Source organism: Rhizobium sp. SYY.PMSO, from assembly GCF_046840415.1.
In the GTDB taxonomy this organism is placed as follows: Bacteria; Pseudomonadota; Alphaproteobacteria; order Rhizobiales; family Rhizobiaceae; genus Rhizobium.
In genome coordinates this window covers 114,183-129,637 of sequence record NZ_CP177351.1, presented here as the reverse complement: position 1 = coordinate 129,637, position 15,455 = coordinate 114,183, and the positions used below count along the sequence as shown (strand labels likewise).

The window sequence follows — 15,455 nt, the reverse complement described above, 5'->3', positions numbered from 1 at the left end:
ACCAGCGCTGGAACGGGCGGCATGCATGCGGTCGGGTTCGAGCGTCTTGCAGCCATTGAAGTCGACCCCAAGGCTGCGGTAAGAGACATCGCAGGCGCCTCAGCGCAACCAGCCAAGAGACTGCCATGTTCGCACTCGTATCGATGACGACCGCCAGCCAGGACATCAAGCGAAGCCGGTTCCTGGCAACGGCCGGTCCGGTCGCGGACATCGAAGCCGCAAAGGAATTTGTCGCGCGGCACTCGGACATCGAAGCCAATCACAATTGCTGGGCCTGGCGCATCGGCCAGAGCTACCGGTTCAGCGACGACGGCGAGCCGAGCGGAACTGCCGGCAAGCCGATCCTCCAGGCCATCGACGGTTGCGAGCTGGACATGGTGGCGGTGGTGGTGACGCGCTGGTTCGGCGGCACGCTGCTGGGAAGCGGCGGCTTGATCCGCGCATATGGCGGCACCGCCGCAATCTGCCTTCAGACCGCGGAAAAACGAAAAGTCTTTCCGACCATAGCGGCGGCAATCGATGTGCAGTTTTCCGACCTTGCAAAGCTGAAGGCGCGTCTCTCGGCACAGGAGGGCGTCGAGATCCGCGGCGAGCGTTTCACGGGCTCCGGAGCCATCCTCGACGTCACGATCGTCTCATCGATCGCCGACGATGTCGTCGGCAGCATTCTGGACCTGACAAGTGGCCGGTCAACCGTGACGCTGGAATAGGCGCGTTCTGATACTTGCGCAGGCTGGATGCGGATGCATGGCCGAAACCCGCAGGTTCCGGCCATGCCGTGTGGGTGAAGCCACGCAATTCACGGCGTCGGCAGGGACACGCCTTCGTCGGCCGGCTCATCGCGCAGAACGCGAAGCTCGTACCAAAGGGCATTGAGAACGCCGACGGAAGCCGCCAGACCAAGCCCGAGAACCCAGGCAAAATACCACATGTAATCTCTCCTTTCCTTGTTCAGTAAGCCGAATGCCCGGCCTTCTCGATGCTCTTCTCGCTCACCTTGCCCCACAGAACCCGGTAGACCCAGGCGGTGTAGAGAAGAATGATCGGCATGAAGAAGACGGTCGCCAGCAGCATGTTGCGCAGCGTCGCGCGGCTGGAGGAGGCGTCGAACACGGTCAGCGAATGCGATGGATTGGTGATCGACGGCAGGATGACCGGGAACATCGCAAGACCGACCGTCGCGATGATCATGGCGACCGAGAGCTTCGACGCGATGAAGGTCAGGCCCTCGCGGCGCGTGCGGAAGCCCAATGCCACGAAGAACGGGCCGGCGATACCGAGGGCGGGGACCAGCCAGAGAACCGGATGGGCCTGGAAATTGGCAAGCCACGCGCCGCCGTCCCTGGCGACACTCTTCAGCAGCGGATTGGATGGGCCGTCCCATTTGATGGCCGAGGTGATCCGATAGCCGCCGAGCAGCCCGAGCCAGACCAGCCCGCCGCCACCGGCAAACAGCAGGCCGGTGAGGATGGCTGCCTTCGACCCGACCGCCTTCGCGCGTTCGGCGACAATACCTTCGGCCTTGAAGGCGAGCCACGCCGCACCGTGCATGACGAGCATCGAGAGGGAGACCAGGCCGCAGTAGAGCGCCAATGGATTGAGCAAGCCGAACAGCGTGCCCTCGTAGATCGGCCGCAGGTCCGAGGTCAGATGGAACGGCACGCCCTGAAGCGCGTTGCCGACGGCAACGCCGAAGATCAGCGAGGGAACCGCGCCACCGATGAAAAGTGCCCAGTCCCAGCGCGTACGCCAGGCTTTCTCCGGCTTTTTCGAGCGGTACTTGAAGGCGACCGGCCGCAGGATGAGGGCAAGCAGCACCAGGAACATCGCAAGGTAGAAGCCTGAAAAGCTGAGCGCGTAGAGCGCCGGCCAGGCTGCGAAAATGGCGCCGCCGCCCAGAATGAACCAGACCTGGTTGCCCTCCCAGACCGGCCCCACCGTGTTGATGGCGACGCGGCGCTCGAGGTCCGTCTTCGCGACGAAGGGCAACAGGGTTCCGACGCCCATGTCGAAGCCGTCCATGACGGCAAATCCGATGAGCAGCACGCCGAGCAGGAGCCACCAGGTAATGCGCAGCGTTTCATAGCTGAATAGAAATTCGATCATTGAATTGGTCCTTCAATTACTGGCTATTCGCCTGGCTGCAGTGCCGGTTCCGCCTCGCTGCCCGGAACGGGCCGCCGGCCGGTGATCATGTCGGCGATGTCCGGCCCCTTGCGGATCGCGGCGAGCATCAGCCGCACCTCGATGACGGCAAGCACGCCATAGACCAGCGTGAAGCCCGCAATGCTCAGGAGAAGGTTGTAGACGCCGAGTTCCGAAGTCGCGAGGAAGGTCGGCAAGACGCCGTCGATGATCCAGGGCTGGCGACCGAACTCGGCGACGAACCATCCGAGCTCGATGGCAATCCACGGCAACGGCATGGCAAGCACTGCCAGGCTGAACAGCCAGCGCGGAGCACCTTTTTCCCGCATCGTGTACCAGAGCGACGTGACAAATAGGACGAGCAGGGCAAAGCCGCAGGCCACCATGATACGGAACGAGAAGAACAGCCACGGAACCTGCGGCACGGACGACCAGGCGGCATCCTTGATCTGCTGATCGCTTGCCGTACGGGGGTCCGCGACGAATTGCTTCAGAAGCAGGGCATAGCCGAGATCCTGCGACTTTGCCTCGAATACGGAGCGCGCGGCGGCGTCGGCCTGGTTCACCTTCAGCTTTTCCAGCGCATCGTAGGCACCCAGGCCATTGCGTATGCGCTCCTCGGCTCTTGCCACCAGCTGGTCGATGCCGGGAATTTCCTTGTCGATCGAACGGGTGCCGATCAGGCCCATGATCCAGGGGATATGGACGGCATAATGCGTCTTGCGGTCTGCAAGGCTCGGTATTCCGAAAGCCGTGAAGGATGCCGGTGCGGGTTCCGTTTCCCACATGGCCTCGATGGCGGCGAGCTTCATCTTCTGGTTATCGGTCAGGGCGTAGCCGCTCTCGTCCCCCAGCACGATGACCGAGAGCGCCGAGGCGACGCCGAACGCCGCAGCGATTACGAAAGAACGCTTCGCAAGCGCGACATGACGGTTTCGCAGCAGATACCACGCCGAGACGCCGAGAACGAAAACCGCGCCGCATACATAACCGGCGGAAACGGTATGCACGAATTTCGCCTGGGCGACGGGATTGAACAGAACGGCCATGAAGTCGGTGACTTCCATGCGCATGGTGTCGGGATTGAAGGCCGAGCCGACCGGATTCTGCATCCAGCCATTGGCGATCAGGATCCAAAGGGCCGAGAAGTTCGTGCCGAGCGCCATCAGCCAGGTCACGATCATGTGGGCGCGCGCAGAAAGGCGATCCCAGCCGAAGAAGAACAGGCCGACGAAGGTCGCCTCCAGAAAGAAGGCCATCAGGCCCTCGATCGCCAGCGGAGCGCCGAAGACGTCGCCGACATAGTGGGAGTAGTAGGCCCAGTTCATGCCGAACTGGAACTCCATCGTTATGCCGGTGGCGACGCCGAGCGCGAAATTGATGCCGAAGAGCACGCCCCAGAACTTGGTCATGTCGCGCCAGATGGTTCGCCGCGTCATGACATAGACTGTCTCCATCATGGCGATCATGATGGAAAGGCCGAGCGTCAGGGGTACGAAAAGGAAGTGGTAAAGCGCCGTCAAGGCAAATTGAAGCCGGGATAAGTCGACAAGGAGGGGGTCGAACATGGAAACATCCTTTCTTGATCGACCTCTGTTAACGCCGCAAATCCCTTCGCGAGTTGATTTAGATCAACGGGAGCGACAAGGAACGATGCCAAAAGAGCGGCATGACAGACGACAAGGCATCGACAGCAAATCCTGAATGCAATCACGCGGGCGCCGCCAAGTTTCGCGCGCTCGCCTTCGCACAAGGGCTGGCCAAAGGCAGCTTGCGCCATGTGCTCGCAATCCAGATGATCCGCATGGTCCTGCGGCTCGGCTTCATGGCGGCGGCGGCCGTGGCCGCCGGCAAGCTCGTAATGAACGATCCCGTCGATCCGCGTTTGATATCGCTCGGGCTCGTTCTGCTTGCCGGCGCGGCGATCGCCGGCTTCCTTGCCGACAGGGCCCAGGCCGCCGCGGAGGCGGATGTCGCGATCCGCTTGCGCGAGGCCGCCTCCGCGCGACTGAACGCCATGCCGCCACGGCAGCTGAAGCAATTGCCCGTGGGGACCCTGGTCGTGGCCATGCAACGGCACCCGGAAGCCATGGCATCGCTGGTTATCGGGCACCGCGCGGCCTCGACGATGATGGCAGCCGGCCCGCTGGCCGCCGCAGCCGCGCTTTTTCTCGTTTCATGGCAGGCGGCAATTCTGGTCATCTGTCTGACGCCTGTCATGATCCTGTTCTTCGCGTTGGTGGGCGACATTATCCGCAGTCGGGCAACCGCGCAGGAGCGCGCCTTTGGCCGTCTCGCCGGCCAGTTCGCCGACCGTATTCGCGCATTGCCGACCATCCTTGCCAACCACGCGCTTTCCAGCGAGGAGGCCAAGCTTTCCGGCCGGCTGGAAGCCTATGCGCGCGAAACGATGGGGGTTCTCGGCATTGCGTTCATAAATGCCGGCATCATCGATTTCTTCGCCTCGCTGTCGATCGCCCTGCTCGCCGTGTTTCTCGGCCTCGGGCATCTCAAATTGATGATGATTCCCGGTTTCTCCAACCTGGAACTCTGGCAGAGCCTTTTCATCCTCATGATCGCACCGGATTATTTTGCCCCCTTCCGCCGCTTTTCGGAGCAGTACCACGCCAAAGCCGAAGGCCTTGCCGCGGCGGCGGCCCTCGACCGCCTGCTCGATGTCGACGCGCCGGAAAGATTGGCTATCGCGGCGCTCGACCGGCCACTCCCGCCATTGCCCGAGCACGGTCTCGTCGCCGTCGTCGGACCGAGCGGCTGCGGCAAGTCGACCCTGTTGCGCCAGCTTGCAGGCATCGAGCAGGCCGCATCGGCTCAGCCCGAACTCACAGATGTCGTCTGGGTTTCGACCGATAGCCATATCCCCGAGGGAACCCTTGCCGAGGCGATCGCCTGGAAGCTCCCGCCGCAGCCTCGCGAGAAACTGCGCGAGGCGGCGAATGCGGTGGGCCTGCTGGATGATGCGCTCCTTCCCGGCGGCCTCGATGCCCTGCTCACCCGCGGCGGCGGCAATCTTTCGGGCGGGCAGAAGCTTCGCATATCGGTCGCCCGCGCGCTTCTCGCCGGACGGACGGTGATCGCGGACGAACCGACAGCGAAGCTCGACGCCGGCACCGCCGGCCTTGTCCGGAAAGCGCTCGTCGGGATGGCACATTCGCATCTCGTCGTCGTGGCAACCCATGACAGGGAACTTGCCGCCGCTAGCCGAGTGACGATCGACCTGAGCAATGACGGAACCTTCGAGGTGGCGGCATGATGAGCAAGCCCGTTTCCGAAAGCCGAAAGACCTGGCGGTTGACTGCCCTGCTTGGCTGCTGTGCGCTTTTCTGCGGCATCCTGCTTGGCGGCGTGTCCGCCTGGTTTCTGGGCGCCGTGGCGACGGCGGGCCTGACCGCCGCGGCTGCGACGTTCAATTTCCACGTTCCGGCCGCGTTCATCCGGTTGTTCGCCATCGGCCGCACGGCGGCACGCTACGGCGAGCGGCTTCTGGGTCACAAGGCAGCCCTTGCCGATCAGGTATCGCATCGGGTCGGCCTTTTCGCTGCCATGGCCGCCGCACCTTCCATTCGCAAGGCCGGTTGGCAGCTGGGCGACGAGGCGCGGCTTGCCGACTATCTGGATGATGTCGAGGATATCGAATATGCGCATCTGCGCGCTCGCCTGCCCTCGCTGACGATCGCCATCGGCCTTGCCGGGCTGCTTTCGTGCTCCGCCATCGTCGCCCCCCTGTCTTTGCTGCCGATCCTATCCATGCTGGCGTTCGGCGCCTTTGCCGGTCGCCGACTGGCACGAGACGGCGCGGCGGCCTGGTCGCAGGGCAGAACGTACCGGCGGGAGGGGGCCGGGCGGATGGGGAGCGCCATGGCATCGGCCGTTGCCCTGAAAGCGGAGCGCGTCTGGTCCGAAGAATGTGAGGCGGCCATGAATGCGCTTTCCCATGCGGATATCGAGACCCGCGCCTTGCGCCGTCTGCAATCCGGGTTCGATGGGCTTGCTTCTCTCTTCGGGCCGCTGGCGGGAGCATGCGTCGTTGCGGCGGCATGGTGGGCCGGCGACCGTGGCGAGGTGCTGCTTATTCCGCTCGCTCTCGCATTCGCGTGGCTGGCGCTGGGCGAGACCATGAACGGCGCATCGCGAATTCTGGTTGCCATGCTGCGCAAGAATGCCGCCGCCGCGGATGTCGGCCGCTGGACCGGGGATCAGGAAGCACCGACGCCACGCGCGGCATCGTCCGGAATGCCGCGCGAGCTGCAATGTCGGCATATCAGGCGGCTTTCGCCCTCCGGCACGCCGATCGGCGACGATCCGGTCGATCTTCGCCTGCGGGCCGGTGCGCCGACAGTCCTTGTCGGGACGAGCGGCACCGGCAAGACGAGCCTGCTGAAACAGGTTGCCGGCTGGATCGGCGAAGACCGGTTCGATACTGGGAACGCAAGCCTCACGGCACAGGAGCGGCATAGCTTGTCGACCCTGGTCCTGCACGACGCGGCAATTCTGGACGACACCGTGCGGGCCAATCTGTTCGAGCCTGAAGGCAACGACGCGGCGATGTGGCATGCGCTGGAGGCAGTCGAGCTCGGTGAACGAATACGGGCCGCCGGCGGTCTCGATGCGTGGATCAGGCAGGATATGCTCTCGCTCGGCGAGGCACAGCGGCTCAACCTGGCTCGCGCGTTCCTTGCTCATACGCCGATCGTGCTGCTCGACGAGCCGACGGAACATCTCGACGCGGCGCAGGGCCAGCGAATCCTGACGCGCCTTGCCGCGCACCTCAGCGACCGTATCGTCGTCATGTCCACCCACCGCCCGCTTCTGGTCCGCAACAGCACGATCCTGGAACTCTCCGCATGACAGCCGTCCCCACTCACCGCCTGATCGACGCCAATGTCCCGCGCTACACCAGCTATCCGACGGCGCCGCATTTCCACGACGGCGTGACGCCTGAAACGGTCTCCGGCTGGATCGACGCGGTTCCGGCAGACGAGGCCATATCGCTTTATCTGCACATCCCTTACTGCGACCGGCTATGCTGGTTCTGCGCATGCCATACGAAGCAGACTCTTCGCTATGCGCCCGTCGCCGACTATCTTGCGATGCTTTACCGCGAGATCGCGATGGTCGGACGGCGGCTGGCGGGACGGGGCATCGTACGCGCGATCCACCTCGGCGGAGGTTCCCCGACCATGCTCAGGCCCAAGGACATGCAAAGCCTGTTCAGACGGCTGCGCGAGAGCTTCACGATTGCGGCCGACGCGAGCGTGAGCATTGAAATCGATCCCAACGACATGGATGAGGCGCGGCTGGATGCCCTGGCCGAAGTCGGAACCACGCGCGCAAGTCTCGGCATCCAGGATTTCGACCGCCGCGTTCAAAATGCCATCAACCGCAAGCAGAGTTTCGAGACGACGCGCGAGGTCGTGGAAGGCTTGAGAGGGCGAGGCGTCGGCTCCGTCAATTTGGACCTTCTGTATGGCCTGCCCTTCCAGACGCTCGCGACCTTGGACAGGACCATCGAGCTGTCGCTGTCGTTGCGGCCGGATCGCGTGGCGATCTTCGGCTACGCGCATGTGCCGTGGTTCAAGAAACACCAGACCATGATCGATGAAGCCGCGCTGCCTGGCCCCGACGCGCGGCTGGAGCAGGCGCAGGGCGCGGCCAGGCTCATCTGCGAAGCCGGCTATCTGCCGATAGGCATCGATCATTTCGCCCTTCCGGCCGATAGTCTTGCCGCAGCCGCGCGCGAGGGGCGGCTGACGAGGAATTTTCAAGGCTATACCGACGAGCGCTGCGAAACCCTGATCGGCCTCGGACCGTCCTCGATCAGCCGCTTTCGTCAGGGCTACGCCCAGAACATGCCTTCGACCGCCGCCTACGGGCGTCTGATCGAAGCCGGTGGCCTTGCCGTCGTGCGTGGCCTTTCGCTTTCCGATGAGGACCGCATGCGCGGTTGGGTGATCGAACGCCTCATGTGCGATTTCGGCTTTTCCGTTACCGCATTGCACGGCCGGTTCGGCGCCGGGGCGGAAGCGATTCTGCACGAAGCGGCTCTGCTGGCGCAGACGTCGCCCCACTTCGCCTCTAACGGGGATCGCTTTGCCATCGGCGCCGACAGTCACCTGTTCGCAAGGTCGATCGCGGCGCACTTCGACAGCTATTTGAGTTCGCGCAAGGCGCGTCACTCGGCCGCCATATGACATCTTCAATACCGGCACCTGCGCGTACGGCATCGGCAGCGATGCCGTACGCTGGCAAATGCGTAAAAACAAAGAGATAGAGCGGTTCAGCGATTCCGCGAAAGGGGGAACCGCTCCGGAAAAAGCGGGAAGGCCCTAATCGAGAAGTTCGCGCAGCCGCTGTGCCAGTTCGCGCGCCGTGTAAGGCTTCTTCAGCCAGGTTCCCGAAAGAGCAAGTTCCCGACCGGCAATCGTGGGCTCCGCGTAGCCGGACGTGAAGAGGATTTTGACCTTCGGCCGCAATGCCCGGACGGTGTTTGCAAGCTCGTCACCCGTCATGCCGCCGGGCATGACGATATCGGTAAACAACAGCGCGACATCGGGATTTTCATCCAGCCGGTCGAGTGCGTCCCTGCCATTGGCCGCCTCGACGACCTGATATCCTGCATCGAGCAGCCGCGAAACGGCAACGCGCCGCACGCGTGGATCGTCCTCGACGACGAGAATTTTCTCCGAGCCGCCAGGAATGCCGGGCTGAGCGTGCTCCTCCGGCTGCCGGTCGGCGGCCCCGGCATTCTCTTTCTGCGCGGCAGGCAGGAAGATGCGCACGCTCGTTCCCTGTCCTATCTCGCTGTAGAGCTGAACGTGACCGCCCGACTGCTTGGCGAAACCATAGACCATCGACAGGCCGAGCCCCGTACCGGAACCGACGCCCTTGGTCGTGAAGAAAGGCTCGAAGGCACGCTGCTTGATGTCCGCCGACATGCCCTGGCCCGTATCCGTCACCGCGATCAGGACGAAATCGCCGGTGCGAACCTGCGGATACATCTGCGCATAATCGACGTCGAGCTGGACGCGCGAAATCTCGATCGAAAGCCTACCGCCGCGCGGCATGGCATCGCGCGCATTGAGAACGAGATTGAGCAGCGCATTCTGCAATTGGGAGGCGTCGACCAAGGCCCTGTTCGCCGCACCGGAAACGATCGTGCGGAACTCGATCGCCTCGCCGAGCGTGCGCCGGAGGAGATCGGAAAAGCCGGAGACGAGCTGGCCGATATCGGCGAGCTTCGCATTGAGCGGCTGGCGGCGGCCGAAGGCGAGCAACTGTCCGGTCAGCTTGGCGCCATCCTCGGCGGCATCCTGCGCCTCGCGCAGCAATGGCCGGAGCTTTTCATCCTGCAATTTGCCCTCGATCATTTCGAGATTGCCGCTGATCACCGTCAGCAGATTGTTGAAATCATGGGCCAATCCGCCGGTAAGTTGCCCGATGGCTTCCATCTTCTGGGCCTGGCGCAGCTCTTCCTCGATCTTGTGACGGCTCGTCAGATCCCGGATGAAGCCGGTAAAGATCCGCTTGCCCTTCGTCACCGCCTCCCCGACGGAAAGCTCCATGGGGAATACCGAACCGTCCTTGCGCCGTCCCGTCACGACGCGACCGTAACCGATGATGCGCCGCTCGCCCGTCGTCAAATAGCGCGAGATATAGCCATCATGCGCATCGCGATCGGGCTGCGGCATCAGCATCTTCACGTTCTTTCCGCAAACTTCCGCAGTCGTATAGCCGAACAGCTTTTGCGCCGCGGCGCTGAAGGAGGAAATCGTGCCGGCCTCGTCGATGACGATCATCGACTCCGGCACGGTGTCGAGGATCGAGCGCAGATGCGCCTCCCGCTCTGCAAGATCATCTTGAGCTCTCTTCATATCGCTCACATCGTTATTCGTCTGTATGATCAACGTCGTGCCGCCGGCAGCCGGGGTGACGAGAGCCCAGCGCGTGGCGACGAAAAGCGTCCGCCCGTCCTTGGCCCGGTGCACCACCTCTCCTTCCCACGCTCCATCCCGCCGGACCGCCTCCCGGATATTTTCGAGCGGCGCCGGAAATTGCGTCGACAAAAGCTCCTGAACAACCTTTCCCACGGCCTCCGTCCGCGACCAGCCATAGAGGGCTTCGCAGCCATCGGTCCATCGGACGATCACCCCATCGAAGTCATGTACGATAAGGTTGACCCCCTCGAGCAGATGCACGATGTCATCCAATTTGCTTTCGGTTGACACATCTGCGGCATTTTTGCTGTTCATAGGCCTTCTTCATTGCGATCAGTGGCGATTGGCTCCAGCGTAAGCGATCTGGCCACGCTCGTCGCCATAATATTCGCCATCACCGGAAAGCTGGACAAGCAGCCCGTATTTCATGATCCGGACGGCATGGCGACCCGCCGGACAGATAATCCCCTTCTGCGCAAGCTTCGTCATCGTCCGCGAGACGGTTTCGATGGTGAGGCCGAGATAATCGGCAATGTCGAGCCGTGTCATCGGCAGGTCGACAACGGCATTGTATGCGCGAGCGCCCGGCTCACGCGGTATCCGCTTCAGAAGAAACGTGCAGACCCGCTCCTCGGCGCTCTTGCACGACAGAAGCACCATCTGGTCCTGAGCCGCCGCCATCTCGTCGCAAACACGCGCGAAGACCTCTTGCCGCAGTTCGGGAGAGCAGGCGACCTCGGCATCGAAGGCCTTGCGCGAGAAGCGGCGTATCCGGGTATCGACGATCGCTTCGGCGCCATACAAATAGCGGCTTTTCAAAGAGATGCCGACGATATCGCCGCCATGCTGGAAACCGGTGATCACACGCCGGCCGTCCGAGGTGATCTTGAAGATACGCAGGCTGCCTTCGACGACCTCGAAGAGATGTTTTGCCATATCGCCTTCGAAGAACAGCGTCTGGCCGGCGGCGAAGTGTTCGACAGGCTGCTTTCGGAAAAGCGCTTGCACACAATTCGGCTCGGCGCCGAGGAGCGCTGCGCTGGTGACTTCCCTGAGATGATGAACGTTGTTCGCCTGCAGCATGACCAATCCCCTGTGTCGTCGATGACGACAGATGACCCGTCGCTGGTGACACCAGCATGCCGTGCGTGTTAAAGACGGTGCTGTTTGGTAACAGTCTGTAACAATGGCGGCTTGATACATTGACCGGATCGACGATGGCGGCACTCCAGCACGAAGCGCGCATCCTCGTCGTCGACGACGATCCTCGCATTCGCCAGATGTTGACCCGCTATTTCGAGGACGAAGGCTACACGGTCTCCTCGGCAGCGGACGGAAACGAAATGCGCTCGCGCCTGCGCCAGCAGAGCTTCGACGCCATTCTTCTCGACCTTGTCCTGCCGGGCGGCACGGACGGGCTTGATCTCGCCCGCGAGATTCGCGCCACCTCGGACGTGCCGATCATGATGCTGACCGGCCGCGACGACGTGGTCGATCGCATCGTCGGGCTGGAAATCGGCGCGGACGACTATATCGCCAAGCCTTTCCACCTTCGCGAAGTCCATGCCCGCCTCAAGTCGATCCTGCGTCGACGCCAGGCCCCTGTCCGGAATTCGGAACCCGGCGCGGAGGAGATCATCCGCTTCGAGGGATGGCAGCTGAACATCAGCCGGCGTCAGGTGCTCGATCCCCGGGGACAGGACATCGGACTGACGACCGGGGAGTTCGAGATGCTGACGGCTCTCGTGCGCAATGCCGGAAGAGTGCTGACGCGCGAAGTGTTGATGGATCTCACGAGAGGACGCGACCTGGAAGCGTTCGACCGCACGATCGACGCCCAGATCGTGCGGCTGCGCCGCAAGATCGAGACGGATCCGAAAAAGCCGCAATTCATCAAGGCGGTGCGCGGCGTCGGCTATGTCTTCACCGGAAAGCTGGATTGATCAACCTCTGCCGCGGCCTGCCGATCGGTCCGCGATCGCGGCGGCTGCGCAAGGATGAGCCTGCACGCAACCGCTCGTCTTTCCGGCGAAGGCCGAAAAGGCCATCTCTCCGCCACGGCCGCCGGATGGGTCGTATCGATGACGATATGCATCAGGCGACGGCAGATCGAGCCCGGATTGGCACGAGCAGGATCCGGCAAAATTGAGAGCACGCCGCCCGCATCCTTGATCGTGATCAAAGTGAAAAGCTGCCGGGCCTCTATCCTGTCGCCAACATGCTGAACCAAGTGGCATGGATTTATCCAAGAGGAGTGCGCTCTACATGCTTGTTCATGCGATCATGACATCACCCGCAATAGCCGTCCGCCCCGAAACGCCCATCGCGGATGCCGCAAAGACCATGCTCGACAATCATATCAGCGGCCTTCCCGTCGTGGATGCCGCCGGCAGACTCGTCGGCATCGTCAGCGAAGGCGATCTGATCAGACGGACCGAACTCAATACCGAACGCAAGCGCTCCTGGCTGCTCGAGCTTCTCACCAGCCCCGGCAAGCTCGCGAATGAGTATGTTTCGACCCACGGCCGCACGGTCGAAGACGTCATGTCTTCCACTGTCGTCTCGGTAACGTCTGCGACGACCTTGCAGGATGTGGTCGAACTGATGGAAAAACACCACATCAAACGCCTTCCCGTCGTCTCCCGCGACAAGCTGGTCGGCATCGTCTCCCGATCCGATCTTCTGAAAGCGCTCACCAAACTTCTTCCGACCCGGACGGCCGACAGCAAGGATCAGGAGATCGAAGCCGCGATCATAAACGAGCTTTCGGGGCAAAGCTGGAGCCGAAGCGGCTCCATCCGCGTGAAAGTCACCGACGGCGTTGCCGAACTTTCCGGCAGCATATTGGATGAGCGGGAGCGCCTGGCCGCAAAGGTCGCCGCAGAAAACGTCCCCGGCGTGCGCGCCGTATTCGACAATCTCGTCTACATCGATCCCTATATCGGCATGATCTGAACGCAACCGTTCCCAGCGACAGGGTGACGCCTAACCCCACGGCGGCGCCTGTCCGGCCTCGCCCGATACCAGCCATGGCATCGATGCTGCGATATCGTGTGTTCTCCTCGATATCGCCGCTGCATATCGGGCGAGGCAGGATCGCTTCTCCGGAAGGCGGTTCGGTTTACCGTCCGTGCATGCCCCGATCCATCATGGGCACAATTCTCGCGCAACGCGGAACTGCGCTTCCGTGCGGGCGCGCACCTCGTCGACGGTCACGCCGGGTGCGAGTTCCACGAGGGTCATGATTTCCTCGCCTCGCGTCGCCAGCGTGAAAACCGCGAGATCGGTGATCAGCAGTTCGACGACGCGGCTGCCGGTCAATGGCAGGCTGCAGCGCTTCAGCACCTTGGATTCACCCCGCGCCTCATGCTCCATGACGACCACGACCCGCTTGACGCCGGCAACGAGATCCATGGCGCCACCCATGCCCTTGACCATCTTGCCGGGGATCATCCAGTTGGCGAGGTCGCCGTTTTGAGCCACCTGCATCGCGCCGAGGACGGAAAGATCGATATGTCCGCCGCGGATCATGGCAAAGCTGTCCGCGCTCGAGAAGAAGCTGGTGCCCGGCAGGGCGCTGATCGTCTGCTTGCCGGCATTGATGAGATCGGCATCCTCCTCTCCTTCGAAGGGGAAGGGTCCCATGCCGAGCATGCCGTTCTCGCTTTGGAGGGTAACGTGGACCCCGGCCGGAATATAGTTCGCCACCAGGGTCGGGATGCCGATCCCGAGATTGACGTAGAACCCGTCCCGCAATTCCCGCGCGGCCCTTGCCGCCATTTCGTCCCGTGTCCAGGCCATCAGACTGCCTCCTCCCGCCGCGGCAGAACGGTTCGTTTTTCGATCCGCTTCCGCATGTCCTTGACCTCGATGAGGCGCGAAACGTAGATGCCCGGCGTGTGGACATTGTCGGGATCGATATCGCCCGGTTCGACCAGCCGCTCGACTTCAGCGACGGTCGCGCGCGCGGCAGTGGCCATGACCGGATTGAAATTGCGCGCCGTCTTGCGATAGGCGAGATTTCCGTCGGTATCGCCGAGGTAGGCATGCACAAGGGCAAGATCGGCGACGAGCGCCATCTCCATGATGTAGCTTTCACCGCCGAACTCCCGCACGTCCTTGCCTTCGGCGATCTGCGTTCCAACGCCGGTGCGCGTGTAAAAGGCGGGGATGCCGGCGCCGCCGGCCCGGATCCGCTCGGCGAGCGTGCCTTGCGGATTGAATTCGATCTCCAGTTCCTTCGCCAGATACTGCTGCGCGAAAAGCGCATTTTCGCCGACATAGGACGAGATCATCTTGTCGACCTGGCGTGTCTCCAGCAGGCGTCCCAGACCCACGCCATCGATACCGGCATTGTTGGAAATCACCGTCAAGCCCCGGGCACCCGACAGGCGCACCGCCTCGATCAGGGCTTCGGGAATGCCGCACAGCCCGAAACCGCCCGCCATAATGGTCATTCCGTCCCTGAGCAGCCCCGCCAGGGCCGTCGTCGCATCACTGTAGACTTTTCGCATGCTTCCTCCCGCGCATTCGTTTCGAGAGGAAAGGTACGGCTTGAACGGCAAGGCCTGTTAGCCGTATTTATACGGCATGACACGACATGCTGGTTCGATCGAAATCCCCGATATGGCAGCGGGCCTGCGTTTTTCGCTGAATGAAATTCCCGTGCCGATGGTCTATGCGACGCACCGGATCATTCGCGATTGCAACGATGCCTTTGCCGAGCTTTTCGGCTATGAGCGTGCCGATCTGGCCGACAAGAGCTTCGCCGTTCTCTATCCCAAAATTTCGGATTTCATCCGCACGGGCAAAATGTGGCTCGAACACCTGCCGGGAAGCCGCAGCTACTATGACGAACGTATCATGATGTCGGTGACGGGCCAGCGATTCTGGTGTCAGGTCACGGGCAAGAGCTTTCAGCACAGCGATCCGTTCGCCCACGCGCTATATTGCTTCCAGAGGCTCAACCGCCCGACCACCAGCCCGCAACACGCTTTGACGGAACGCCAGCATCAGATCCTGACGCTGGTCTCGCAGGGAAAAACCAACATGCGCATCGCCGAGGAACTGAAGCTTTCGGTCAGAACCGTGGAATCCCACCGCGCCCGCCTCATGAAGATCACCGGCTGCATCAATTCCGCACAGCTGACGTCATGGTTCGTCCATTCGCCAACATCCGAGTGAACAGGAAACACCCTGGCCACCTGTCGCCCATATAGCCTGATCTTCGACCCCGTGAACGGCAAGGATGCGCTTGCTCGGCCCTCCAGCCGCTTCAGCTCTCCGACTGGACCGGTATGGGCGAGAAGGTAGGGAATGGTTTCCGGATCGACATGGTCGCACGGCGCGCGGCGCGTG

General features: G+C 62.5%; 14 protein-coding genes. 7 read left to right on the top strand and 7 right to left on the bottom strand.

Translation table 11 applies throughout. The features are described 5' to 3' along the window. Window positions 1-125 precede the first annotated feature (125 nt). Entirely contained in the window at window positions 126-710 is a 585-nt protein-coding gene (locus ACJJVH_RS27390) for an IMPACT family protein (RefSeq protein ID WP_412066670.1), read from the top strand. A gap of 89 nt (window positions 711-799) precedes the next feature. On the opposite strand, the gene cydX is transcribed toward ACJJVH_RS27390, so the two are convergent. From cydX to ACJJVH_RS27375, 3 genes are read right to left on the bottom strand one after another with little or no spacing between them, the layout of a single operon-like run. Continuing rightward, complete coding sequence (cydX, locus tag ACJJVH_RS27385) at window positions 800-931, bottom strand: cytochrome bd-I oxidase subunit CydX (RefSeq protein WP_112795022.1); 132 nt, start codon at window positions 929-931, stop codon at window positions 800-802. A gap of 20 nt (window positions 932-951) precedes the next feature. Continuing rightward, window positions 952-2,106: a cytochrome d ubiquinol oxidase subunit II gene (gene cydB / locus ACJJVH_RS27380; RefSeq protein WP_112795021.1), complete on the bottom strand. Its 1,155-nt coding sequence runs from the start codon at window positions 2,104-2,106 to the stop codon at window positions 952-954. A 23-nt stretch (window positions 2,107-2,129) separates the two neighbouring features. Further along, complete coding sequence (locus tag ACJJVH_RS27375) at window positions 2,130-3,713, bottom strand: cytochrome ubiquinol oxidase subunit I (RefSeq protein WP_112795020.1); 1,584 nt, start codon at window positions 3,711-3,713, stop codon at window positions 2,130-2,132. Between the two features lie 101 nt (window positions 3,714-3,814). On the opposite strand from ACJJVH_RS27375, the gene ACJJVH_RS27370 reads away from it, so the two are divergent. From ACJJVH_RS27370 to hemN, 3 genes are read left to right on the top strand one after another with little or no spacing between them, the layout of a single operon-like run. Next, window positions 3,815-5,416 (top strand): ABC transporter transmembrane domain-containing protein, encoded by a 1,602-nt coding sequence (locus tag ACJJVH_RS27370; protein WP_412066669.1) that lies wholly within the window; start codon window positions 3,815-3,817, stop codon window positions 5,414-5,416. Then, entirely contained in the window at window positions 5,413-7,011 is a 1,599-nt protein-coding gene (locus tag ACJJVH_RS27365; RefSeq protein ID WP_412066668.1) for an ATP-binding cassette domain-containing protein, read from the top strand. Before ACJJVH_RS27370 ends, ACJJVH_RS27365 begins: the two co-directional genes overlap by 4 nt. Then, window positions 7,008-8,354 carry an oxygen-independent coproporphyrinogen III oxidase gene (gene hemN, locus ACJJVH_RS27360; protein WP_412066667.1) on the top strand — a complete coding sequence of 449 codons (1,347 nt, stop codon included), beginning with the start codon at window positions 7,008-7,010 and terminating at the stop codon, window positions 8,352-8,354. Before ACJJVH_RS27365 ends, hemN begins: the two co-directional genes overlap by 4 nt. A gap of 135 nt (window positions 8,355-8,489) precedes the next feature. Here hemN and ACJJVH_RS27355 read toward each other — a convergent pair whose 3' ends face one another. Both ACJJVH_RS27355 and ACJJVH_RS27350 read right to left on the bottom strand, forming a co-directional pair. Continuing rightward, on the bottom strand, window positions 8,490-10,412 hold the full coding sequence (locus tag ACJJVH_RS27355) for a PAS domain-containing sensor histidine kinase (protein ID WP_113422282.1): 1,923 nt from the start codon (window positions 10,410-10,412) through the stop codon (window positions 8,490-8,492). A gap of 18 nt (window positions 10,413-10,430) precedes the next feature. Then, window positions 10,431-11,180, bottom strand: coding sequence for a Crp/Fnr family transcriptional regulator (locus ACJJVH_RS27350; RefSeq protein WP_412066666.1), 750 nt, complete (start codon window positions 11,178-11,180; stop codon window positions 10,431-10,433). Between the two features lie 134 nt (window positions 11,181-11,314). Between ACJJVH_RS27350 and ACJJVH_RS27345 the strand changes: the two genes are divergently transcribed. Together ACJJVH_RS27345 and ACJJVH_RS27340 are read left to right on the top strand one after the other, a co-directional pair. Further along, complete coding sequence (locus tag ACJJVH_RS27345) at window positions 11,315-12,040, top strand: response regulator (RefSeq protein WP_113358724.1); 726 nt, start codon at window positions 11,315-11,317, stop codon at window positions 12,038-12,040. A gap of 322 nt (window positions 12,041-12,362) precedes the next feature. Next, complete coding sequence (locus tag ACJJVH_RS27340) at window positions 12,363-13,052, top strand: CBS domain-containing protein (RefSeq protein ID WP_113358728.1); 690 nt, start codon at window positions 12,363-12,365, stop codon at window positions 13,050-13,052. A gap of 192 nt (window positions 13,053-13,244) precedes the next feature. On the opposite strand, the gene ACJJVH_RS27335 is transcribed toward ACJJVH_RS27340, so the two are convergent. Both ACJJVH_RS27335 and ACJJVH_RS27330 read right to left on the bottom strand, forming a co-directional pair. Next, complete coding sequence (locus ACJJVH_RS27335; RefSeq protein ID WP_112795011.1) at window positions 13,245-13,898, bottom strand: CoA transferase subunit B; 654 nt, start codon at window positions 13,896-13,898, stop codon at window positions 13,245-13,247. Then, window positions 13,898-14,611 (bottom strand): CoA transferase subunit A, encoded by a 714-nt coding sequence (locus ACJJVH_RS27330; protein ID WP_112795010.1) that lies wholly within the window; start codon window positions 14,609-14,611, stop codon window positions 13,898-13,900. The genes ACJJVH_RS27335 and ACJJVH_RS27330 overlap by 1 nt, the downstream gene beginning before the upstream one ends. Before the next feature lie 76 nt (window positions 14,612-14,687). On the opposite strand from ACJJVH_RS27330, the gene ACJJVH_RS27325 reads away from it, so the two are divergent. Continuing rightward, a complete protein-coding gene (locus ACJJVH_RS27325; RefSeq protein WP_412066665.1) occupies window positions 14,688-15,281 on the top strand; it encodes a LuxR C-terminal-related transcriptional regulator in 594 nt (197 codons plus the stop codon). Window positions 15,282-15,455 lie beyond the last annotated feature (174 nt).